This window comes from Phocaeicola sp. RTP21198st1_B8_RTP21198_201120, assembly GCF_040929485.1.
Taxonomy (GTDB): domain Bacteria; phylum Bacteroidota; class Bacteroidia; order Bacteroidales; family Bacteroidaceae; genus Phocaeicola; species Phocaeicola dorei.
Genome location: NZ_JBCOCI010000021.1, coordinates 37,990 through 61,278, shown reverse-complemented (window position 1 = coordinate 61,278; position 23,289 = coordinate 37,990). Strand labels below are relative to the sequence as shown.

Sequence of the window (23,289 nt, the reverse complement as noted above, 5' to 3'; positions counted from 1 at the left end):
TAAATTTAAAGTTTTTCTATTATGAACAAAAAGTTTTTAAGTGCAATCCTGTTCGGAGCCTTGATGGTTTCGTCAACGGGAACATTTGTGTCTTGTAAAGACTATGATGATGACATTGACCAGATTAATCAGAAATTGGACGGTGTTGAAGCAACTGTCGCAGACCTTCAGAAGAAGATTGGTGATGGTGCTTTTGTAAAATCAATAACTCCTACTGCCGATGGTTTTACTGTGACAATGAGTGACGGTTCTTCTACTACTATTACTGGTATCAAAGGTGATAAGGGTGAAGCCGGTAAAGATGGTGCTGAATGGACAATCATTGATGGCTATTGGGCTTGCAACGGTGAAAAAACCACAGTAAAGGCTGAAGCTGTTGACGGTAAAGACGGTCAGAAAGAAGTTGAAAAGAGGGAAGATGGTTGGTATCTGTGGAATGGTACTGCATTTGAAAAAGTAACGGTTGATACTCCTGCTGTTGTAGGTGTACCTTACTATCAAGAAGATGCAACAGATCCTAATTATATTGTTATGCACATTTTCGATGCAAATGGAAAGAATGAACAGACTGTCCGTTTGCCGATGACTGAAGGTTTGGCTCAGATTGCTATGCTAAGTAATAAAGATTTGACTATCTACTATTCTATCGCTACTGCTGATAAAGCTCTTCAGGCATGGGAAGGTCCTAAAGGTGCTCCTGCTAAAGGTGATTATATGATCACTTATTCTGATGACTCTTTGATGGTCCAGGTTGCTCCTAACAACTATGATCTTTCTAAAACTGCATTGAAATTGGTTAATTCTAAGAATGAGGAAGCTCCTGTAACTTTAGGTGCTGCGGTTGCATACGAAGGTTTGTACACTAGAGCTGCTGTTTCAGCAAATGGCTTGTACCAAATTCCTTTCTCTATTGAAACAATTACTGATGAAATCGTAAAAGCATACAGTGAAGTAGATGGAAAACGTCCTGCTTTGGCACTGGTAGCAAGTGATAAAGTACGTTCTACTTATGAAACCTCATTGATTATAGAGAAACCTGAATCTATAGATTCTTGGTCTTTCTATATTAACAAGAAGAATAATACCCCCAATAACCGTATTGAACCAGGTAAGACTGGTACATTGAAAGTTAATGGAGAAAATGCGGATAAACTGTATGATGCTTTCTTGACTATGGATACTAAAACATATGCTAATGCCAAGGCAGACTCTATTAAATATGGTATTAAAACTGATGGTTTGACTATCTCTTGTAGTGCAAATGCTAAGTATTCTCTTCCGTTTGTTGTACATACACTGGATGTGACTGGTAAGATTATGAAAACTAAAGGCGTTTATGTTCAATTTAGTGAAGAAGCTGCTGAATTAACTATTACATTGGCAGAACAAGCTCATATTGCAACAGCTAAGGTTGAAGATCAGAAGTTGGTAGTAGATCTTGCTGCTTATTTCGATAAGATGTCTGAAGCTGACCGTATTCTTTGGAATGCTGATGCTAGAATGCTTCTTAATAATACCAATGTTTCGTTTGTTTATACAGATGAATCTACCGGTAAGGAAGAAACTGTCGATGTTGTATCTGGTTTGATTGCTGGGTTTACAAAACTGAAGAAAGATGGTAAGACGGAAGCTACTAATAATGCAGACATCGCAAAATTAGGAATCAACTTTGTTAATAACTATGGTGAAACTATGTTGGGCAATGGTGTGTATACTGCTAAGATTACCGTAGAGATCAATGGTGAAAATGGAACAAAAGAAACTCAGACTATTGTTATTCCGTTCACTATCGCTAACCCGACTACTGCTGAAATCACTAGTCAGTATACATTCGATCCAGCATTCTATGCAAATGGTGTTTTGACTGTAATTGATGGAACATCAATCGATTTGAGCACTATGATTTCTGTTAAGGACGGTGCTGCTATTGACTATACAGGCTTGAAGGCTGCTAAGGAATTGACTGTTAGCGGAACAGTCTTGACAATGGGTGCTGACGCTAAGGCTAATACAGCTTATGATGTGAAAGGCTTGAAAGTTACTTACTTGGGTGGTCGTTCATATGATATGCCAGCATTCAAGGTTAAGTTTGTGGATTCTAAGACTTATATTGCTGATATGGCAAAGGCAAGTTTCTCACTTGTTTCAGGTAATGCCGAAGATGCTAACAGCGATAAAGTATTCTATGCAGAAAAGGCTGATTCTAAAGCAGGAATTGTCAACTTCTATAAGGTAACTAATGCAGGAGGTAAATTTGTTGCTGATGATAAAGTGGTTATTGTAGGATTTGATGCATTGGTAGATGGTACTGACAAGACATTTGCTTCTGACTTGATTAAGGTTGAAGTTTCTGAGAAGAATGATATTGTAGTTACAGCTCAGAAGAGAATCACAGTAGATACAAATGTCGTTGTTCCTGTTAAGTTGACTGTAACTAATGCAGATGGCACAAATGCAACTGTATACGCTTCATTCACAGTAACAGTAAAAGCATACCCGGTTCAGTAATCATTCACCTTGATGATTGATATTTGAAAAAGGTGACACTATCTCTTTCAAGCGGGGAAAGCATACGTATCCGGCAACGGGCGTTTCTTTCCCCGCTTTTTTTAAAGGAAATGACTCTGAAGAATAGTTTGTTTCTTTCCCGCTTAGAGTCTGTTCATTGAATTTGTAATCAATAAATTGTATATACCATGAATAAAATAGAAGAGATAAAGAAAAAAATCAGGGATTTGAAGTTAAAGCAGAAGATGACAACTGGGCGTTTGGAATGGAACGATATACAGAGAGAAATAGACATTTTGAATAATAAGTTAAAGCAACTAGAAACAGACAAACCACAATATGGAAAATAGATTATACTTGTACAACTTAGGTATAAAGACATTTGGCGGCTTTGCAACACTGGGTGGAGTTATACAGGCTTTGCAACTATTTACGCAGCCTGATCTTGATATTAAATCAATTTTGCTTTCGTTTCCTGCGTGGGTAGTATATGTATTTGTATGCCTGACTATTATTTTTGCTATGTTGAGGGAACGGTACAAATCGATGAGTCAAAGGGTGGAAGTATTGAATGTTAAATTGAACGAGCAAAATGCAATAATTCGTTCGTTGCAGGAAATGATGAAAATTGTGCCATTCAAAGGACGCTTTTTCTTGACCACAGAGTATTTATACAATGAATTGGGGGAATATATACAGAATAACATTGATATTGATTCAATAGAGATAAAGAATACAATAGAAAAAAGAGGTATGGGAAACAAGAGAGATTCCTTTGTCCGATTAAATATAAGAGGTGTTGTCTCACATAAAATCAGTACATTTCATTTGCTGGTGGCAGGTGATACCATTGTTAACTTTGAAGATATAAACATACAAGCGTTCGAGCGTGTTGGTGGGAAGCAGAAAAAATTATGTGCAAGAATTGCTGATAACGGACAGGATTCTTTGTTGAAGCAGGTTGTTGTTTCTTATGGCAAAGTAAAAAGTCCTGGTAGTATTGTTGATTTGATGATTGAATGGTGCTGGCCTAATATGTTGAATGTTACAGATTGCGACTATACTACATTGCCTAATTTTTTGGCAGGTACGGTGAAACATCTGAAAATGTCTTTGGAATGTAAAGAAGATATAGATTTTAAATCGGCAAGTATATATAAATATAAAGTCGGTATGGATAAGGCCCGGTTGATTTTGGACGTTGATATGTCCGAAATCACAGATACGATATCTTATGAAGAAGATAATCCGTTAATGAATTCTACTTATATATTGTATTACGAAGTTGCCAGATGATTGGAAATCTGAAAAAATATATAGATAAGGTATCTTTTATGGAACATATAGATGCCAAGCTGCGGCAGAATGAACCTATGATTATAGATTCATTCGTCAGTAATAAATGTAATCTGAAATGTAGACATTGTTATTTTGGAGATGCCCGGCCCATATCAGAGTCGGTTTCTTTGGCAAGATGGAGAAGTTTTCTTGATGAAGCTATTGGAATGGGTATGAAACATTTTCATTTTTCGGGTAAAGAATCTTTTTTGGATAATAGAATCTTTGATATCCTGAATCTTTTAGCAGAGTATAAAGAAGATAGGAAAATATTTTATGGAGTTGTTTCAAATGGAATGAGTATGGATATTCAGGGGTATGACGAAGTTCTTGCAACCAACATTTCATACCTTGAAATTAGTCTTGAGGGCTCTGGAAAATACAATGATTTGATAAGGGGTGAGAACGGATACAATACGGTTTATGAGTTGATTGAAAATGTGGAGCATCGAGATAAAATAAACATTACTTCTACTATTTTTGATGATAATGGAGCTGATTTATTATCCATGTTGCTTGCATATTGGAAATTAGGAGTTGATAAATTTAATTTTGCTCCTATCATGTATTATTCACCATTTGAAATGAAACCATTGAAAAGTTTGTCGTGTGAATCCTTGCTTGGTTTTGTTTCGCTCTGTCTTGATTTTATGAATAATGATAACAGTTCGGATGCTATTGATATAAGGATTTGTATGACGAAAGCAATGGCGTATGAACTGTTTTTGAAAGAAAATATATTAACCGGAAAAATAGAGGAATATATATACAGAGGCAATAAAATGAAATATCAGAGGGGGAATAAGGTGTTGGAGTTTAGTTATCCTTTACTCAGCATTCCATTCCTTAATGAATTGGTCGTTACTCATGATGGTTACATTATATCCTGTGCAGATGATATTCATTATAAGTATCTTGATAAGATCGCTTTACCGAACGTGAATATAGTAAAAAACAGTTTTGCAGAAATATTGCAAGCGAGAAACGAATTTATTTTGTGTTATTTAGACAAAGAATTATCTCAATATACTAAATGTTTATAATTATGAAAACACAAGAATTTGTAGATGTTCGGGTGGGTGAAAGCACTCAGCCGGATCACGGTTATGAATTGAGTGATAAGTGTATAATAACGAAAAGTTCAAATGCTGTCGCTAGCGGAGCAGGAAGCAAAGGCTTGTTTTCGTATAAAAGTACTAAGCTGAAAAGTGCTGAATGTAAAATCAATCAGAGTTTACGGGATGTTGATAATGGAGCAGGAAGCAAAGGTTTGTTTAGTGTGAATGTTGATTAGTAAGCATGGCTTTGTAGAGAAGTTTGTTTGTCTTTTTAACTTCTGAACATGAAGCTAAAATGTTTGACCTCTTTTGCATGTGGCAACAATAAATTGACATAAAGCAAGTAATCATTCCTTTTCTTATAAAAGTGTGCTAAAAACACTTATATCTGAAAACATAACAATTATTTTTGTACGTTTTTTAATTAATGGATTGTTTTTATTCAGGTATGAAGAAGAGTTTGACGGCTTTGGCGTTCGGCACATTAGGATTGGGCATTGCCGAGTTTGTAATGATGGGCATTTTGCCCGATGTAGCGAAGGACTTGCATATAAGTATTCCGCAAGCAGGACATTTTATTTCGGCTTATGCACTAGGTGTGTGCGTAGGAGCACCGGGGATGGTTTTGGTGGCTCGTACCCGTCCGCTGAAACATATTCTGTTAGGCTTGATGGTTATTTATATTTGTGGTAATTTGTGTGCTGCCGTTTCAGTGAATTATTGGATGATGTTGATGATGCGTTTTATTTCCGGATTGCCTCATGGCGCCTTCTTTGGGGTTGGTTCCATTGTGGCGGAAAGAGTGGCTGATAAAGGAAAAAGTTCGCAGGCAGTGGCATTGATGGTGTCGGGTATGACGATTGCCAATCTTTTTGGTGTACCTTTGGGTACGTTCATGAGTAATATAATGTCCTGGCGTATTCCTTTTCTCTTTAATGGAGTATGGGGACTGATTACCTTGTTCTATATTTGGAAATGGGTTCCTTCACTGCCTGCTTTGCCGGATACAGGTTTGAAAGGACAGTTCCGTTTTTTGAAGAATCTAGCTCCATGGTTGTTGATATTTACGACTATGTTTGGGAATGGAGGTATCTTTTGTTGGTATAGTTATGTTACTCCTTTGATGACACATGTGGCAGGTTTCAGTGAGAACAGTATGACTTTCATTATGGTGCTGGCAGGTCTTAGCATGACTGTAGGAAACTTGATGGGTGGAAAGTTTTCTGATCAGTATGGAGCAGCCCGTGTGGTGAAATATACACAGATTATTATGGCCTCCGGTTTGCTTGCCATTTTCTTTGCAGCTTCTATCTCTTGGCTGGCAGTGATATTGATGTGTGTATGTACGGCAGGATTATTTGCTGTTTCGGCTCCACAACAATTATTGTTACTCCAAAATTCACGCGGAGGAGAAATGATGGGAGCGGCCTGTGTGCAAGTCGCTTTTAATTTGGGCAATGCCATTGGTGCCTATGCCGGTGGGCTACCCATAGATGCCGGATTGGGTTATCGGTATCCGGCTTTGGTAGGAGTTTTTATCGTATTGACCGGCTTTGTCGCTGTTTCCCTTTATTCCAAAAGGGAATCGGCTTCTCTTTCCAAGATATAAATCACATCTCCACTCTTTTTAACCTCTACCCGGCTACCTTCCGGATTCAGGTTGAAAGGTGTGGTCTTGTCTGTTTTGTTATCTACGACCATCAGTACATTATCTTCGGCAAAGCGCTTTATTTCCACTTTCAGGTTGGCGTCGGGCATGGTTTGGTCCAGCAGCAGACTGTCATTTAGATATACCGCTATACTATCTCCGGCAAAACTATTAGTTAGTTCTATGTTGTAGACTCCTTCATAAGTCTGTACTTTGTCAGCCTTGCGTTGGAAACGGAAGGACATATACAAAAAAATGATAATAACGGCAAAGACTCCAAAAGCCAGCATACCGTTACCTATCATGAATTGCTTGTTCGTATTTAAACTGTTTTTATCCATAGTGTTATAAGTTTCTGCAAAACTACAATTTTTTAATAGAATATTTTGTAGCACTGGTAGATAATTTGTATCTTTGCACCGAAATGGATGAATGGTGGGGCTTGATTAAGCCCTTTTTTTGTTCTTAATAGTGAATAAATGATAGATAAAAATGTAGTAACCCGGATTGTTGACGAGTGGCTGGAAGGTAAAGATTACTTTTTGGTAGATGTCACGGTGAGCCCGGATGACAAAATTGTGGTAGAAATTGACCATGCCGAGGGAGTATGGATTGACGATTGTGTAGAACTTAGCCGCTATATTGAGTCTAAACTGGACCGTGAAGAAGAGGATTATGAACTGGAAGTGGGTTCGGCCGGTATAGGACAACCTTTCAAGGTATTGCAACAGTACTTGATACACATTGGTAAGGAGGTGGAAATCCTGACTAAAGAGGGAAAGAAGCTGGAAGGTGTATTGAAGGATGCAAATGAAGAGAACTTTACCGTAACCATTGAAAAGAAAGTGAAACCGGAAGGAGCCAAACGCCCCAAACTGGTAGAGGAGGATATTACTTTTGCGTATGATGAGATAAAATACACTAAATACTTAATTAGTTTTAAATAATTATGGCCAAAAAAGAAGAAACAATCAGCTTGATTGATACATTTTCGGAATTTAAGGAATTAAAGAATATTGATAGAACAACTATGGTGAGTGTACTCGAAGAGTCTTTCCGTAGTGTGATCGCGAAAATGTTTGGCACTGATGAAAATTACGACGTTATTGTGAATCCTGACAAGGGAGATTTCGAAATATGGCGTAACCGTGAAGTTGTAGCAGATGAGGATTTGACGAATCCCAATATGCAGATCTCATTGACCGAGGCACAGAAAATTGATGCTTCTTATGAGGTGGGTGAGGAAGTGACCGATGAAGTAATCTTTGCCAAGTTTGGCCGCCGTGCCATTCTGAACTTGCGTCAGACACTGGCATCGAAGATTTTAGAACTGGAGAAAGATAGCTTGTATAATAAATATATTGATAGGGTGGGTACTGTAATCAGTGCGGAAGTTTATCAGATATGGAAGAAAGAAATGTTGTTGCTGGATGATGAAGGTAACGAACTGCTTTTGCCCAAGACTGAACAGATTCCGAGTGATTTCTACCGTAAAGGCGAAACTGCCCGTGCCGTAGTGGCCCGCGTAGATAATAAAAATAATAATCCGAAGATTATTCTGAGCCGTACTTCACCTGTGTTCTTGCAACGTCTGTTTGAAATGGAAGTACCCGAAATCAATGACGGGTTGATCACTATCAAGAAGATTGCGCGCATTCCCGGAGAACGTGCTAAGATAGCTGTTGAGTCGTATGACGACCGTATAGACCCGGTAGGTGCCTGCGTAGGTGTAAAAGGATCACGTATTCACGGTATTGTGCGCGAGTTGCGTAATGAAAATATCGACGTGATCAACTATACTTCTAACATTCAGTTGTTCATTCAGCGTGCGTTGAGTCCGGCTAAGATTTCTTCTATTGTGCTGCACGAAGAGGAGAAAAAAGCAGAAGTATATCTGAAACCGGAAGAAGTGTCTTTGGCAATCGGTAAGGGGGGAATGAATATCAAACTCGCTAGTATGCTTACCGAATATACGATTGATGTGTACCGCGAATTGGATGAGAGCGCGATGGATGAGGATATCTACCTTGATGAATTCAAGGATGAAATTGATGAGTGGGTTATCACAGCCATCAAGAATATTGGATTGGATACAGCTAAGGCTGTACTGAATGCTCCGCGCGAGATGTTGATAGAAAAAGCGGACCTGGAAGAAAACACGGTTGATGACGTGTTGAGAGTTTTAAGAGCTGAATTTGAAGAGTAACTCTTCAGTCCCGGCTCGTAGTTAATAATTAAAAAACGAGTATGACGATTAGACTGAACAAAGTAACAAGAGATTTAAATGTAGGAATAACGACGGTAGTTGAATTCTTGCAGAAGAAGGGCTATACCATTGAGGCTAGTCCTAATGCGAAAATTACCGAAGAACAATATGCTGTACTTGTGAAAGAGTTCAGCACAGATAAAAATTTAAAAATAGAGTCTGAAAAATTTAGTCAGGAAAGACAGAATAAGGATCGCAACAAAGCTTCTATCTCTATCGAAGGTTTTGAATCTAAGAAAGAGAAAGAAGAGGTGGTGAAAACTGTTATTCCTGAAGAGGCACGCCCCAAACTGAAGCAAGTGGGTAAAATAGATCTGGACAATTTGAACAAGAAAACTGCGTCAAAGGTTGTAGAACCAGCTGCGAAAGTTATTGAACAAACTCCGAAAGCAGAACCCGTGGTGGAAAAGGTGGTTGAGAGGAAGGAAACTCCCCAGCCCCAGAAGGAAACGCCGAAGCCTGTGGTGGTAGAGGAAAAGAAACCGGAATCGACTCCTCAACCTGCTCCTGCTCCAGTTTTGGAAGAGAAGAAAGAGCCTAAAATTGAAAAGACGGAAGAAAAGACACCCCAGGTGAAAGAGATGGAAAAAGAAACACCCGAAGCAGCACCCGTTCAGGAAAAAGAAGAAGACGATGTATTTAAAATTCGTCCTACTGAATTTAAATCGAAAATTAATGTAGTAGGTCAGATTGATCTGGCTGCATTGAATCAGTCTACCCGTCCGAAAAAGAAATCGAAGGAAGAAAAACGGAAAGAGAGAGAAGAGAAAGATAAGCAGCGTCAGGAACAGCGTAAACTGATGAAGGATGCTATTATCAAAGAGATCCGTAAGGGAGACGATAAGATTTCTAAAAACTTGGTTAACGATGATGCCGCAAAGAAGAAAAAGCGCAATAGAATAAATAAGGAACGTGTGGATATAAATGCTGCCGGTACAACGAATGTTGGAGGAGCATCTAATAATAACCAACGTAACGATAACGCTAACAGACCGAATAGGAACAATAACTCCAAACCTAATAGTAATAACAATCAGGGTGGAGGCAAATTTAATAAAGACCGTTTCAAGAAACCTGTTGTAAAAGCGGAAGTTAGTGATGAAGATGTGGCAAAGCAGGTTAAGGAAACATTGGCACGTCTGACTAACAAGACTAAGAACAAGGCTGCCAAGTATCGTAAGGAGAAACGTGAAAATGTTCAGAACCGCCTGATGGAACAGGAGGAGATGGAACAGGAAGATAGCAAAATATTGAAACTGACCGAGTTCGTTACTGCGAACGAATTGGCAAGTATGATGGATATCCCTGTTACTCAGGTTATTGCTACTTGTATGAGTATCGGTATCATGGTTTCTATCAATCAGCGTCTGGATGCCGAGACAATTAACTTGGTAGCAGAAGAATTCGGATACAAGACAGAATATGTAAGTGCTGAGGTAGCACAGGCTATTACAGAAGAGGAAGATAACGAAGAAGATTTGCAGCCGCGTGCTCCGATTGTGACAGTAATGGGACATGTTGACCATGGTAAGACTTCATTACTGGACTATATTCGTAAAGCAAATGTAATTGCCGGTGAGGCAGGGGGTATCACCCAGCATATCGGTGCTTACAATGTGAAATTGGAAGACGGACGTCATATTACATTCTTGGATACTCCGGGTCACGAGGCATTTACCGCTATGCGTGCCCGTGGTGCGAAAGTGACGGATATTGCTATTATTATTGTAGCTGCCGATGATAATGTGATGCCGCAGACCAAAGAGGCGATTAATCATGCTATGGCTGCCGGTGTGCCTATCGTATTTGCTATTAATAAGGTGGATAAGCCGCACGCCAATCCGGATAAGATTAAGGAAGAACTGGCTGCCATGAACTTCCTGGTGGAAGAGTGGGGTGGTAAGTATCAGTCGCAAGATATTTCGGCAAAGAAAGGTACAGGTGTACATGATTTGTTGGAAAAAGTATTGCTGGAAGCTGAAATGTTGGATTTGAAGGCTAATCCCGACCGCAAGGCAACCGGTTCTATCATTGAATCGTCGTTGGACAAGGGACGCGGTTATGTGGCTACTATGTTGGTGGCAAACGGTACGCTGAAAATGGGCGATATAGTCTTGGCTGGTACTAGTTATGGTAAGGTGAAAGCTATGTTTAATGAACGTAACCAGCGCATCAAGGAGGCCGGTCCTTCCGAACCGGTATTGATTCTGGGGCTGAACGGTGCTCCTGCGGCAGGTGATACTTTCCATGTGATTGATACGGAACAAGAGGCTCGTGACATTGCCAACAAACGTGAACAGTTGCAGCGTGAGCAGGGCTTGCGTACTCAGAAACTGCTGACATTGGATGAAGTGGGCCGTCGTTTGGCTTTGGGTGATTTCCATGAGCTGAATGTGATTGTTAAAGGTGACGTGGACGGTTCTGTCGAAGCGTTGAGCGATTCATTGATAAAACTGTCTACAGAACAGGTACAGGTTAATGTGATCCACAAAGGTGTCGGTCAGATTTCCGAGTCGGATGTGACTTTGGCTGCTGCATCAGATGCGATTATTGTAGGTTTCCAGGTTCGTCCTTCAAGTTCTGCCGGCAAACTGGCTGAGCAGGAGGGTGTGGATATCCGCAAATATTCTGTTATCTATGATGCGATTGAAGAAGTGAAGGCTGCTATGGAAGGTATGCTGGCACCTACTTTGAAGGAACAGATTACTGCAACCATCGAGGTGCGTGAAGTCTTCAATATTACCAAGGTCGGTTTGGTTGCCGGTGCTATGGTGAAGACAGGTAAGGTGAAACGTTCTGATAAGGCACGCTTGATTCGTGATGGTATTGTAGTCTTTACCGGTGCTATCAATGCTTTGAAGCGTTTCAAGGATGATGTGAAAGAAGTAGGTACTAACTTTGAATGTGGTATCAGTCTGACAAACTGTAACGATATCAAGGTCGGTGATATTATTGAAGCTTACGAAGAAGTAGAGGTTAAACAGACTTTGTAATATACTGAAGTCTGAGAATATAGATGGTAATGTCATCCTGAGCATAGCGAAGGATCTGGCACCTCGCCCAGCGCGTGGGCTGGCAGATTCTTCGCTTTGTTCAGAATGGCATTACTGCTTTTTGTAATAACGATAAAGATGGCGACAATAGATATTATTATATTGGCTATGATTGGTGTGGGTGTCATTATGGGATTAATGAAGGGATTTGTGAAGCAGATGGCGTCTATTGTAGGGTTGATAGCCGGATTGCTGATGGCTCGTGCCTTGTTTGGCATTGTTGCTGAAAGGTTGGCACCGGTTTTAGGTACTTCGACGACTGTAGCACAGGTCTTAGCTTTTATATTGATCTGGGTAGCTGTACCTTTAGGTTTTGCGTTCGTCGCCTCTTTGTTGACAAAAGCATTGGATGCTGTGCACCTGGGATGGCTGAACCGTTGGTTAGGCAGCGGATTGGGAGCATTGAAGTATATGATACTGATAGGGTTAGCTATTCATGTGATAGAATATATAGACCCGAACAATGAGCTGATTAGTGCAACAAAAAAGAAGGAATCAGTGTTATATTATCCTATGAGGGACTTGTCCGGTATCTTTTTTCCGGTATTTAAGAATGTAACAGAACAATTAATAGAAATATAAGATAGATATGCAAGAAGAACCCAATAAATATGTGAAAGAACTGACGCAGGAGAAGTACAAATATGGCTTCACCACAGAAGTTCACACAGATATTATAGAAAGGGGATTGAATGAGGATGTTATCCGCTTGATTTCTGCAAAGAAAAACGAGCCGGAGTGGTTACTGGAGTTTCGCCTGAAAGCATACCGCTACTGGCTGACAATGGAGATGCCTGCATGGGCACACCTCACTATCCCTGAAATAGATTATCAGGCTATATCCTATTATGCGGATCCTACAAAGAAAAAAGAAGGACCGAAAAGTATGGATGAGGTAGATCCTGAGTTGATTAAAACTTTCAATAAATTAGGTATTCCCTTGGAGGAACAAATGGCGTTGAGTGGTATGGCAGTAGATGCTGTCATGGACTCTGTATCCGTCAAGACTACATTTAAAGAAACCTTGTTGGAAAAAGGGATTATTTTTTGTTCGTTCAGTGAAGCGGTGCGTGAACATCCCGATTTGGTGAAGAAATATCTGGGTTCGGTGGTTGGACCGCGGGATAATTTTTTTGCAGCCTTGAACTCGGCAGTGTTCAGTGACGGATCGTTTGTATATATTCCGAAAGGAGTGCGTTGTCCTATGGAACTCTCCACCTATTTCCGTATCAATGCGGCTAATACCGGTCAGTTTGAACGTACACTGATTGTTGCGGATGATGATAGTTATGTTTCTTATCTGGAAGGATGTACGGCCCCTATGCGGGATGAGAACCAATTACATGCGGCCATAGTGGAGATTGTGGTGCATGACCGTGCGGAAGTGAAATATTCTACCGTACAGAACTGGTATCCGGGAGATGCCGAAGGCAAAGGAGGAGTATATAACTTTGTGACAAAACGTGGCCATTGCAAAGGAGTGGATAGCAAATTGAGCTGGACACAGGTGGAAACCGGATCGGCCATTACTTGGAAATATCCCAGTTGCATCTTGAGTGGAGATAATTCTACTGCTGAATTCTATTCGGTGGCAGTAACGAATAACTATCAGCAGGCTGATACGGGGACTAAAATGATTCATTTAGGTAGAAATACCCGTAGTACCATTGTTAGTAAAGGAATCAGTGCCGGAAAGAGCCAGAACTCTTATCGTGGTCTGGTACGTGTGGCTCAGAAAGCAGACAATGCCCGTAATTACAGTCAGTGTGACTCTTTGTTGCTGGGGAGCCAGTGCGGTGCTCATACATTCCCATATATGGATATTCATAATGAGACTGCTGTGGTGGAACATGAGGCGACAACCAGCAAGATCAGCGAAGACCAGTTGTTTTATTGCAATCAGCGCGGTATTCCTACGGAAGACGCTATTGGGTTGATTGTCAATGGATATGCAAAAGAAGTACTGAATAAACTTCCAATGGAGTTTGCGGTAGAGGCACAGAAGCTGCTGGCTATTTCTTTAGAGGGAAGTGTAGGATAAATGAAGAACTAAGAATTTAATAGAATTATGTTAGAGATAAAAGACTTACATGCCAGTGTCAATGGCAAAGAAATATTGAAAGGTATTAATCTAAGCATAAAGAAAGGTGAAGTTCATGCTATTATGGGACCCAACGGTTCCGGAAAGAGTACCCTTTCGTCTGTGTTGGTAGGCAATCCGGCTTTTGAGGTAACGAAAGGTTCGGTGACCTTTGAAGGAAAAGATTTGTTGGCTTTGAATCCTGAGGATCGCAGCCATGAGGGTCTGTTTTTGTCTTTCCAATATCCGGTGGAGATTCCCGGAGTCAGTATGGTGAACTTTATGCGTGCGGCGGTAAACGAGCAGCGTAAATATAAAGGCCTTCCTGCATTAACAGCCAGTGAGTTCTTGAAGCTGATGCGCGAGAAACGGGCTGTGGTAGAATTGGATAATAAATTGGCAAACCGTTCGGTAAACGAGGGATTCAGCGGTGGTGAGAAGAAGCGCAATGAGATCTTCCAGATGGCTATGCTGGAGCCTAAGTTGAGTATTTTGGATGAAACGGATTCCGGTCTTGATATTGATGCGTTGCGTATTGTAGCCGAGGGTGTGAATAAACTGAAGACTCCCGAAACAAGTTGTATCGTCATTACACACTATCAACGGTTGCTGGATTATATCAAACCGGATATTGTACATGTATTGTATAAAGGACGTATTGTAAAAACTGCGGGTCCCGAATTGGCTTTGGAACTGGAAGAGCGTGGTTACGACTGGATAAAAGCCGAGTTGGGAGAATAATATTGGATGCCTAAAGAAGAAAGTGATTATGAGAGCAGAACAACAATATATTGATCTCTTTTCTCAATGTGAGGCGATGATTTGCCAGCATAGTGCCGAGGTGCTGAACGCTCCCCGTGCGCAAGCTTTCGCAGATTTCGAAAAATTAGGTTTCCCTACCCGCAAGCAGGAAAAGTATAAATACACGGATGTGAGCAAATTGTTCGAGCCGGATTATGGTTTGAATTTGAACAGACTCGACATTCCGGTGAATCCGTATGAAGTGTTCAAGTGCGATGTACCTAATATGAGTACCGCTCTTTATTTTGTAGTAAATGATGCTTTTTATCGTAAAGTTTTGCCGAAGGCGCAATTGCCGGAAGGAGTGTTGCTTGGCAGCTTGAAAGAGCTGTCTGAACAATATCCGGCTTTGGTCAAGCAGTATTATGGCAAGTTGGCAGATACTTCCAAGGATGGTGTGACCGCCTTCAATACTACTTTTGCCCAGGATGGCTTTATGCTGTATGTGCCGAAAGGCGTGGTGGTGGACAAACCCATTCAACTGGTGAATATATTGCGTGCTGATGTTAATTTTATGGTGAACCGCCGTGTGCTGGTTGTGCTGGAAGAAAGTGCGCAGGCTCGTCTGTTGATTTGTGATCATGCCATGGATAATGTAAATTTCCTTTCTACTCAGGTTATTGAGGTCTTTGCAAAAGAAAATGCTACTTTCGATCTTTATGAACTGGAAGAAACCCATACCAGCACAGTGCGTTTCAGTAACCTCTATGTGAACCAGGAGGCAGACAGTAATGTGCTTTTGAATGGTATGACTTTGCATAACGGTACTACGCGTAATACAACTGAAGTAACTTTGGCCGGACGTGGAGCTGAGATCAATTTGTGTGGTATGGTCATTGCCGATAAGAATGAACAGGTGGACAATCATACTTTCATTGACCACAAGGTTGCTGATTGCACTAGTAATGAGCTGTTTAAATATGTATTGGATGATCAGGCGACAGGTGCGTTTGCCGGAAAAGTATTGGTACGTGAAGGAGCACAACATACTAATTCCCAACAAACCAACCGCAACCTCTGTGCTACTCGTGATGCCCATATGTACACTCAGCCGCAACTGGAAATTTATGCGGATGACGTAAAGTGCTCTCACGGAGCTACTGTCGGTCAGCTAGATGAAAATGCGTTGTTCTATATGCAACAGCGTGGTATCAGTCTGAAGGAAGCACGTTTATTGCTTATGTTTGCTTTTGTCAATGAAGTAATAGATACGATCCGCCTGGATGCATTGAAAGACCGTTTGCATTTGTTGGTGGAAAAACGCTTCCGTGGTGAGTTGAATAAATGTCAGGGATGTGCGATATGTAAATAGGACGTCATGTACGATATACAAAAAGTAAGAGAAGATTTTCCGATATTAGATCGGGAGGTGTATGGAAAGCCGCTTATTTATCTGGATAATGGGGCTACCACTCAGAAACCGCGCCAAGTGGTTGAAGCCATAACCGATGAATATTATTCGGTCAATGCCAATGTGCATCGTGGTGTGCATTTCTTGTCTCAGCAGGCTACCGAGTTGCATGAAGCTTCTCGTGAGACTGTACGTCGTTTTATCAATGCACGCAGTAGCAATGAAATCGTGTTTACACGGGGCACGACGGAGAGTATCAACCTGTTGGCTTCTTCTTTTGCCGACAGTCAGATGAAGGAAGGTGATGAAGTGATTGTTTCTGTCATGGAGCATCATAGCAATATTGTACCTTGGCAGTTACAGGCTGCGCGTAAAGGAATCGTGCTGAAAGTGATTCCCATGAATGACAGGGGAGAACTGTTGTTGGATGAATATGAGAAACTCTTTTCGGAACGGACCAAGCTGGTGAGTTTCGCTCATGTAAGTAATGTGTTGGGCACTGTCAATCCGGCGAAAGAGATGATTGCGACTGCCCATACACACAGTGTTCCCGTTTTGATTGACGGGGCGCAGAGTGTTCCTCACATGAAAGTGGATGTTCAGGATTTGGATGCTGACTTTTTTGCTTTCAGCGGACATAAAATATATGGACCTACCGGTGTGGGAGTGCTTTATGGAAAAGAAGAGTGGCTGGATAAACTTCCACCTTACCAAGGGGGAGGCGAGATGATACAAAGTGTCAGCTTCGAGAAAACGACTTTTAATGAATTACCGTTTAAGTTTGAAGCAGGAACTCCCGATTATATCGGCACTACTGCCTTGGCAAAAGCGTTGGATTATGTATCTGCTCTCGGCGTGGAAAATGTTGCCACCCATGAGCATGAACTGACACAATATGCTATGCAGCGTCTGAAAGAAATAGACGGGATGCGTATCTTCGGAGAGGCCGGTAACAAGAGCAGTGTCATTTCTTTCTTGGTAGGAAATATTCATCATTTGGATATGGGTACGTTGCTTGACCGCTTGGGCATTGCTGTGCGTACCGGGCATCATTGCGCACAGCCTTTGATGCTTCGTATGGGGATTGAGGGAACTGTACGTGCTTCTTTTGGTTTGTATAATACTAAAGAAGAGATAGATGTGCTGACTGCCGGTATTGAGCGTGTCAGCAGGATGTTTTGATTTCTCCAAACGAAATAAGTCGCCTGTCATTGATAAACATTATATTAATGGCAGGCTTTTTTGTATAACAAGAATCAGCGTGACTTCACACAAGATTAGGAGAAACTTCTCACAAGATTTGCCTCATCTTGTAACAAGATATCAGGCATCCTAGTTTCTTGCGTCTTTTTATGTTCTTTTTTGTGGGCATATTCCTCTTCCGGTGGAAAATATGCTCCTCCCGAAGAATTGCCCCAAAAATCCTTCAAAAGTTTCAGCCTTTTCGTAAACTCCCTGTTCATGCGCTTTCCGGCTGAAGGATTTTTTCCAGGCTGAAAGATTTCGAGGTATCAATTCTTCAGCCAGAATGCCGATGAACAAAGCGTTTGTGGAGAGGCTGAAACCTCTGAAGGAAAAAATAAGTGTTTTGCTATGTGTATATAAAGAAACAGGAGAAACAACAGGACGTATTAATAAAAGCTCTTGATGTTTTTTTAATATGTCCTGTTGTTTTTAAAAAAGGGGCAGATGTTTTGAAGTTTCCTGTTGTGAAGTGTGAACATATACTGATGTATAGGCTGAAAGATATATCATGTTTCAGCCGGAAGATATATAATCTTACACCTGTAACATTCTACTTATTCATTGGAGAATTTTTATCACTTCTGAAAAGAGTGTATTGGGGGGTAACAGGTAATACGATATAAAAGCAGGGGGCTACATTCATCACGAGTGCGGCCCCCCTTTTGGTATTATTTATATTAAGGTAAAAAGAGAGAGTTTATTTGCCATAATCATCATATAACATCAGCAAATGTGATGAACTCCAACTGAAATGGGGAGCTTTTAACAATTCACCGGTGTGTGTGCCATAGTTTTCATGTATCGGTGCTCCTTCTTTCAAGCCTTGCAGACGGTCGAATACCTGGAGGGTATATTCATCCGCCATCTTGTTATATCCATAGTTGCGCAGACCGCGGATAGCGAAATAAGTCTGATCCAACCAGATAGGGCCACGCCAATAGCCACGTGGGTTATACTTCGGGTTGTCTGCTGCTACTGTGGGGAAGGGAATGTAGGTAGAGAACTTGGCTGTATCGGTCAGCAGGGGCAACATGGCTTTTACCTGATCGGCAGTAGCTACTTCTGTCCATAACGGAGTATATGCTTCGCATCCCGGTTCCTGTATAAAGCTTCCGTCCTTTAAACGGCGATCGAAGAAGAAACCTTTTTCTTTGTCGAAGAAATAATCGGCTACTTGGCTACTGTAATCCGGACCGTCAAAAGTAACTCCCAGAATACTTGCAAATTTCTTTAATAGTTTACATTCCAAAGCCAGATAAGCATTTAAATCAACACTTTCCTGATCCATGCTCCATGCATCCTCAGCCCCGTTATTTTTCAGCATCTTGGCATCATCAAAACGGATGGCATTATCCATACCGCTTTCCCAGGCTGCTGCTTCCAATGTGCCATCGGTAGAACCGTATTCACACATACCGTTGCGGTTATGGTCACGCTTGTTGTACCACCATTTGTAATAGGCCATCAATTGTGGATACATTTCACTGATGAACGCCGTATCATTGGTATGGGTGAATATTTCGTCTACCGCCCATGATACGAGAGGAGGTTTGCTGTCGCGTGCATTATTTTCGGCAGGATCGGTATAGATACAGTCTATAATCATACCGTCAGGCTGCTGGTAGTCAAACATGGCACGAATGTTGTCCTTGGCCAATTCCGGATCGAATTTTGCCAGAGCAGCAGAGAAACGCCAAGTGTCCCAGGCCCAGAATCCTACGAAGTAGTATGCGGCATGGCTCGGAACAATTCCTTCGTGGAGCAATCCGCCGCGGTGGGTACGCCAGTTGCTGATAAGTGTAACAACTGCTTTCACGGCGATACGGTCATACTCAGGTTTCATATCTTTGCGCAGAATCTTGGTGAGATAACCTTCCCAGCGTTCTTTGTTGGCTTTGAGTCCTTCCTGCGGATTGCTTAGAGCCAATTGTGCTTTTTGTAATCCGGCAGAAAGTTCTTTTTCTCCGGTATAGAAAGAAATGGCTACGTAGGTGTCGTGTTCGCTGCCATTGATTTTTGCTTGGTAATTATTGTCAGTGCCCTTTACGCTAACATCCGGGGTAAAAGTTAATGCTACAATCTCACCGGAGGGATGACGGGCGATGACGGTATTTTGGTCTGTTTGGACTTGTATCTCTTTTCCCCATTGGCTGGCAGTTAAGGAGAGTTCCTTCCCTGCATCGGAGTGAATGCGGAGCAATGCGGTAGAAGCATCTAAAAAATTTAGGCGTTGAATGATTTTACCTTCCTCTGAACTTGCCGAAAGATATAACTCTCCCGGGAAATAACAAGTGGAATCCGGAGTAAATATAACATTCGCCTGATCGGCATATCCTACCGTGACAGCCGATTGTGCCATCCATTGGCGTCGGTTCATATCCAGACTGAACGGGCCACAGAAACCGTTCACCCAGTGATCTTTCTGCGGAAGGGTAAATCCCATCCAGGAACCGGCGTCTGTGAACCAACCCCGGCAACGTGTCAGTGTATCGGGAGTATAGGCTATATCCAGTATGTTATTGAATTCATATCTTTTGCCTGTGGGGATGTTCTCACTGGCAGGGTTACAGGCGGCTGTGAAGCCTGCAACTACTGCTGTGAGAAGAATGATTTTGGTAAATTTATGTTTCATGTTATTTCGTTATTTGAAGATCGTTTCATCACAGATTATTCAGATTAATACAGATGCAATCATTCACGAATTGAAATTCAATCTGCGAGAATCTGTATAATCTGTAGTGAATCAGAATTTTTAAAACCATTTCTTATGCGCTTTTTCAGCAGCATCGTCTTGATTGCTCAAAGGTTGCATGGTAAAGCTGTATTGCCATTCGTGCGGAGTGATGGTATATTCCGGATGTACTTGCGCTCCCCAAGTATTATCTCCACCTACCCCCATGTGACGGTGGTCGATGTTTAACCATACCATGTCTTTCTTCATAATACTTCCACCATGACGGCGTTCTGTATTGAATGCTACATAGTCAATATCCTCCAACGGGAAATTCCATGCACTGACATTCAGCGGTTCCTCACCTGTGATTAACAGGCCTTCCCCTGCTTTATTACGCAATGCAACCCATCGTACATCGGTTTTGTTGCCGGTTTCCTGTGCACGGACATACGGATGGAATTGTTCCCATACTGTAGCGGTATAGAGTCCGATAGGATAACCCGTCTTGCGGTCTGCATAGTTTTCTTGTGGCCCGCGGCCCAGCCAGGTCATCACATCATATTCTGCCGGAAGAATCATACGCATACCCAGACGTGGCATTTCAGGAAGGGCTTTGTTGCCGGGTACAAAGTGCATACTTACTTTGACAGCTCCATTGGGGCGTACCTGATAGATGGTCTGCAAAGTTGATTCTTGTGCTTCCAGTTTATAATTTACAGTAACGGTTGCCAGTTTCTTGTTTGAATCTTCTTTTAAATCGATACTTTGTAACTTGGCGTTCTTGCCTGCAAATTTCCAGATGCCGCAACGCTCCAGATGGTTGTTGGCAACATCATTGTCGGTTAATGCACGCCAGAAATTGGGTTGCAATCCTTCTTTTATCAGATTCTTTCCGTTGTATAAGAGTTCTGTCATTTCACCATCAGCAGTAGAGAATGCGATACGGAAGTTCTCCCCTGTCAAGGTGATAGCATCCGGAGTACGTTCGGTATTTACAGTTTTGTCTACTAGTTCCCGGGCAGTCCATGTAGCATTCAGCAGCCGTTCTCCTTCCGGATTCAGTTGCCATTGCTCCATGGCTACCTGATGTCCCTTTGGAACTAATGGGGCTTCCTTTTTGGTAAATGCTTCCAATTTCAGGAAGTATTCTTTTCCATCATTAGGAATCAAGTTCATCGGGATAGTGATGAAGGCAGAAGAACGGGCAGTCATTGTCGGGAAATCCATTTCACCGCTTTGTACAGCTTTTCCGTCTGTTTCTACAGTCCAGTGTAGTTTGTAATCTTCCAAACCGATAAAATCATGCCAGTTAGTCACTTTGATTTGCTTGGTGGTAAAGGCAACCGGCTCAAAATGAATGTATTGATATACTTTTTTTACTTCCCAGATGTGTGGATGAAGTGAACGGTCTGCCGCTACCAGTCCGTTGGCACAGAAGTTGGAGTCATTAGGGACACCTACAAAGCCCATATCGCCTCCGTAAGCCCAAATCTTATTGCCGTTCTTGTCTTTGATATTAAAGGTGGCGTCAACCCAGTCCCATATGAAGCCACCTTGCAGCTGGTCATATTTATAAATCAAATCCCAATAGTCTTGTAGATTACCTACACTGTTACCCATAGCGTGGGCATATTCACATAGAATCATCGGGCGGGCATCACGCTGGTTTACATGGCGGCGCAGGGACCAGATGCGTGCATACATCGGACAGTAGATGTCAGATTTGGCATCATAACCACCTCCCTCATATTGTACAGGGCGAGTAGGATCGAACTTCTTGGTCCAGTCATATAACGTTTCAAAGTGTTTTCCGTAGCCGGACTCATTTCCCATTGACCAAGTGACAATGGCGGTGATATTGCGGTCTCGCAGCACCATGCGGCTCATGCGTTGCATAAACGGTACTTCCCAATCGGGATTATTAGCCAGTGTGCCATCTTTATGCGCCTGCATACCATGGCTTTCAATGTTTGCTTCATCTACCAGATACAAACCGTATTCGTTACACAATGCATACCATTCATAGCGGTTGGGGTAATGGCAAGTGCGTACAGCATTCAGGTTGAATTGCTTCATCAACTGAATGTCTTTTATCATGCTCTCTACGGTAATGGTACGACCATGATGCGGATCGTGTTCATGGCGGTTTACTCCTTTAAACAATACGGCTACCCCATTTATCAGTTGCATGCCGTTACGCATTTCCACAGAACGGAAACCGAAAGGCTGTGTGAATGATTCCAATGCTTTTCCTTGAGCATCGTAGGTGCTGACTACCAATGTATAGAGATTGGGTGTTTCGGCATTCCAAGGCAATATGGCCGGGAACAAGTGTTTCTGAGCGAATAAAGTATCTGTAACAGAAGTTATTTCCTTTTTATGCTGATAAATTACATTGCCTTTGTCCATAATCTTCACTTCCACAATTCCTCCCGGATGAGGCTTGTGGAGTGTGATATCCAGATTAAAATCTCCGTCTTTATAACCATTTGTCAGACCGGCTACCAGTTTGAAGTCTTGTACACGGCTTTGAGGACGGGCATAGAGATACACATCGCGTTCAATACCGCTATATTTCCAGTAATCCTGATCCTCCAGGTAGGAACCATCACTATAACGGAAAACTTTAACGGCCAGTTTGTTCTTCCCGGTTTTTAAGAACGGAGTAATATTAAAATGAGCCGGAAGACGGCTGTCTTCACTGTATCCTGCCAATTCACCGTTAACCCAGCAATAAAAAGCGGACTCAACTCCTTCAAAATCAAGGAAAATATCCATTCCTTTCCAATGGGCCGGTACGGTAAATTCACGTACATATGCACCTACCGGATTGTAATCGGTTGGAACATGAGGCGGATTGGCAGGGAAGGGGTAGGCTACGTCAGTATAGATGGGGGAGTCAAATCCTTGCAGTTCCCAGCTTCCCGGAACCTGTATGTCTTTCCAGCGTTTGGTGTTGTACCCCATTTTATAAAAATCTGTCGGGCATTCCTCATTGTTTTTAGAGAATAAGAACTTCCAGGTTCCGTCTAGTGAAATGCGGCGTTCTGTGGCGGGGTTTACTGCAAAACGTTGGGCGGCAGGTAAAGCTTGTTGTTTCAGTGCATTGGCCTCATTCGTATAAGGAATGAAATGGGCATGGGCAGGTTCACGATTTATTTCATTTATTTGCGGATTTTGCCAGGGCACGTTTTCACCCCAGGCAGAAGCACAAACAAACAACAGTGTAAGAAAAGTATTAAGAGAGTGTTTCATGGTTATTGTTAT

Annotated in this window: 17 protein-coding genes; 14 read left to right on the top strand and 3 right to left on the bottom strand. The window is 41.8% G+C overall.

Annotation, left to right across the window (positions count from 1 at the left end; all coding sequences use genetic code 11):
* The first annotated feature begins 21 nt into the window (after positions 1-21).
* The 6 genes from AB5935_RS10400 to araJ all read left to right on the top strand — a co-directional run bounded on the left by AB5935_RS10400 (position 22) and on the right by araJ (position 6,513).
* Positions 22-2,508 (top strand): hypothetical protein, encoded by a 2,487-nt coding sequence (locus AB5935_RS10400; RefSeq protein WP_038608539.1) that lies wholly within the window; start codon positions 22-24, stop codon positions 2,506-2,508.
* A 188-nt stretch (positions 2,509-2,696) separates the two neighbouring features.
* Positions 2,697-2,858 carry a hypothetical protein gene (locus AB5935_RS10395; RefSeq protein WP_007847265.1) on the top strand — a complete coding sequence of 54 codons (162 nt, stop codon included), beginning with the start codon at positions 2,697-2,699 and terminating at the stop codon, positions 2,856-2,858.
* The gene (locus tag AB5935_RS10390; RefSeq protein WP_038608536.1) at positions 2,848-3,804 is read left to right on the top strand and encodes a hypothetical protein; all 957 of its coding nucleotides are present in this window, start codon (positions 2,848-2,850) and stop codon (positions 3,802-3,804) included. The genes AB5935_RS10395 and AB5935_RS10390 overlap by 11 nt, the downstream gene beginning before the upstream one ends.
* Complete coding sequence (locus AB5935_RS10385) at positions 3,801-4,889, top strand: radical SAM protein (protein WP_032940974.1); 1,089 nt, start codon at positions 3,801-3,803, stop codon at positions 4,887-4,889. Before AB5935_RS10390 ends, AB5935_RS10385 begins: the two co-directional genes overlap by 4 nt.
* A gap of 2 nt (positions 4,890-4,891) precedes the next feature.
* Positions 4,892-5,140 (top strand): hypothetical protein, encoded by a 249-nt coding sequence (locus tag AB5935_RS10380; RefSeq protein ID WP_007841950.1) that lies wholly within the window; start codon positions 4,892-4,894, stop codon positions 5,138-5,140.
* A 212-nt stretch (positions 5,141-5,352) separates the two neighbouring features.
* Positions 5,353-6,513, top strand: a complete 1,161-nt coding sequence (araJ, locus tag AB5935_RS10375; protein ID WP_008655497.1) for an MFS transporter AraJ — start codon at positions 5,353-5,355, stop codon at positions 6,511-6,513.
* Here araJ and AB5935_RS10370 read toward each other — a convergent pair.
* Positions 6,474-6,893, bottom strand: a complete 420-nt coding sequence (locus AB5935_RS10370) for a hypothetical protein (RefSeq protein WP_005838848.1) — start codon at positions 6,891-6,893, stop codon at positions 6,474-6,476. The genes araJ and AB5935_RS10370 overlap by 40 nt on opposite strands.
* 138 nt (positions 6,894-7,031) lie before the next feature.
* Between AB5935_RS10370 and rimP the strand changes: the two genes are divergently transcribed.
* The 8 genes from rimP to AB5935_RS10330 all read left to right on the top strand — a co-directional run bounded on the left by rimP (position 7,032) and on the right by AB5935_RS10330 (position 17,285).
* Positions 7,032-7,499, top strand: coding sequence for a ribosome assembly cofactor RimP (gene rimP, locus AB5935_RS10365; protein ID WP_005838850.1), 468 nt, complete (start codon positions 7,032-7,034; stop codon positions 7,497-7,499).
* Positions 7,500-7,501: 2 nt separating this feature from the next.
* Positions 7,502-8,758: a transcription termination factor NusA gene (nusA, locus tag AB5935_RS10360; RefSeq protein ID WP_005838852.1), complete on the top strand. Its 1,257-nt coding sequence runs from the start codon at positions 7,502-7,504 to the stop codon at positions 8,756-8,758.
* Positions 8,759-8,799: 41 nt separating this feature from the next.
* Positions 8,800-11,811 (top strand): translation initiation factor IF-2, encoded by a 3,012-nt coding sequence (gene infB, locus AB5935_RS10355; RefSeq protein ID WP_007834638.1) that lies wholly within the window; start codon positions 8,800-8,802, stop codon positions 11,809-11,811.
* 138 nt (positions 11,812-11,949) lie between these two features.
* Complete coding sequence (locus tag AB5935_RS10350) at positions 11,950-12,453, top strand: CvpA family protein (protein WP_007841951.1); 504 nt, start codon at positions 11,950-11,952, stop codon at positions 12,451-12,453.
* Between the two features lie 7 nt (positions 12,454-12,460).
* Positions 12,461-13,912 carry a Fe-S cluster assembly protein SufB gene (sufB, locus tag AB5935_RS10345; RefSeq protein ID WP_005838858.1) on the top strand — a complete coding sequence of 484 codons (1,452 nt, stop codon included), beginning with the start codon at positions 12,461-12,463 and terminating at the stop codon, positions 13,910-13,912.
* A gap of 27 nt (positions 13,913-13,939) precedes the next feature.
* Positions 13,940-14,692: a Fe-S cluster assembly ATPase SufC gene (gene sufC / locus AB5935_RS10340; RefSeq protein WP_007834640.1), complete on the top strand. Its 753-nt coding sequence runs from the start codon at positions 13,940-13,942 to the stop codon at positions 14,690-14,692.
* A 28-nt stretch (positions 14,693-14,720) separates the two neighbouring features.
* The gene (gene sufD / locus AB5935_RS10335) at positions 14,721-16,064 is read left to right on the top strand and encodes a Fe-S cluster assembly protein SufD (RefSeq protein WP_007847256.1); all 1,344 of its coding nucleotides are present in this window, start codon (positions 14,721-14,723) and stop codon (positions 16,062-16,064) included.
* A 6-nt stretch (positions 16,065-16,070) separates the two neighbouring features.
* Entirely contained in the window at positions 16,071-17,285 is a 1,215-nt protein-coding gene (locus AB5935_RS10330) for an aminotransferase class V-fold PLP-dependent enzyme (protein ID WP_038608534.1), read from the top strand.
* 760 nt (positions 17,286-18,045) lie between these two features.
* Here the strand turns inward: AB5935_RS10330 and AB5935_RS10325 are convergent.
* Entirely contained in the window at positions 18,046-19,980 is a 1,935-nt protein-coding gene (locus AB5935_RS10325; protein WP_007834647.1) for an MGH1-like glycoside hydrolase domain-containing protein, read from the bottom strand.
* Positions 19,981-20,100: 120 nt separating this feature from the next.
* Positions 20,101-23,277, bottom strand: a complete 3,177-nt coding sequence (locus tag AB5935_RS10320; RefSeq protein ID WP_368327420.1) for a glycoside hydrolase family 2 TIM barrel-domain containing protein — start codon at positions 23,275-23,277, stop codon at positions 20,101-20,103.
* Positions 23,278-23,289: the final 12 nt, after the last annotated feature.

What these genes read in the sequence shown, in the direction of transcription:
- AB5935_RS10400 (WP_038608539.1), top strand. Translation starts at nt 22, where the DNA reads ATGAACAAAAAGTTTTTAAGTGCAATCCTGTTCGGAGCCTTGATGGTT.
- AB5935_RS10395 (WP_007847265.1), top strand. Translation starts at nt 2,697, where the DNA reads ATGAATAAAATAGAAGAGATAAAGAAAAAAATCAGGGATTTGAAGTTA.
- AB5935_RS10390 (WP_038608536.1), top strand. Translation starts at nt 2,848, where the DNA reads ATGGAAAATAGATTATACTTGTACAACTTAGGTATAAAGACATTTGGC.
- AB5935_RS10385 (WP_032940974.1), top strand. Translation starts at nt 3,801, where the DNA reads ATGATTGGAAATCTGAAAAAATATATAGATAAGGTATCTTTTATGGAA.
- AB5935_RS10380 (WP_007841950.1), top strand. Translation starts at nt 4,892, where the DNA reads ATGAAAACACAAGAATTTGTAGATGTTCGGGTGGGTGAAAGCACTCAG.
- araJ (WP_008655497.1), top strand. Translation starts at nt 5,353, where the DNA reads ATGAAGAAGAGTTTGACGGCTTTGGCGTTCGGCACATTAGGATTGGGC.
- AB5935_RS10370 (WP_005838848.1), bottom strand. Translation starts at nt 6,893, where the DNA reads ATGGATAAAAACAGTTTAAATACGAACAAGCAATTCATGATAGGTAAC.
- rimP (WP_005838850.1), top strand. Translation starts at nt 7,032, where the DNA reads ATGATAGATAAAAATGTAGTAACCCGGATTGTTGACGAGTGGCTGGAA.
- nusA (WP_005838852.1), top strand. Translation starts at nt 7,502, where the DNA reads ATGGCCAAAAAAGAAGAAACAATCAGCTTGATTGATACATTTTCGGAA.
- infB (WP_007834638.1), top strand. Translation starts at nt 8,800, where the DNA reads ATGACGATTAGACTGAACAAAGTAACAAGAGATTTAAATGTAGGAATA.
- AB5935_RS10350 (WP_007841951.1), top strand. Translation starts at nt 11,950, where the DNA reads ATGGCGACAATAGATATTATTATATTGGCTATGATTGGTGTGGGTGTC.
- sufB (WP_005838858.1), top strand. Translation starts at nt 12,461, where the DNA reads ATGCAAGAAGAACCCAATAAATATGTGAAAGAACTGACGCAGGAGAAG.
- sufC (WP_007834640.1), top strand. Translation starts at nt 13,940, where the DNA reads ATGTTAGAGATAAAAGACTTACATGCCAGTGTCAATGGCAAAGAAATA.
- sufD (WP_007847256.1), top strand. Translation starts at nt 14,721, where the DNA reads ATGAGAGCAGAACAACAATATATTGATCTCTTTTCTCAATGTGAGGCG.
- AB5935_RS10330 (WP_038608534.1), top strand. Translation starts at nt 16,071, where the DNA reads ATGTACGATATACAAAAAGTAAGAGAAGATTTTCCGATATTAGATCGG.
- AB5935_RS10325 (WP_007834647.1), bottom strand. Translation starts at nt 19,980, where the DNA reads ATGAAACATAAATTTACCAAAATCATTCTTCTCACAGCAGTAGTTGCA.
- AB5935_RS10320 (WP_368327420.1), bottom strand. Translation starts at nt 23,277, where the DNA reads ATGAAACACTCTCTTAATACTTTTCTTACACTGTTGTTTGTTTGTGCT.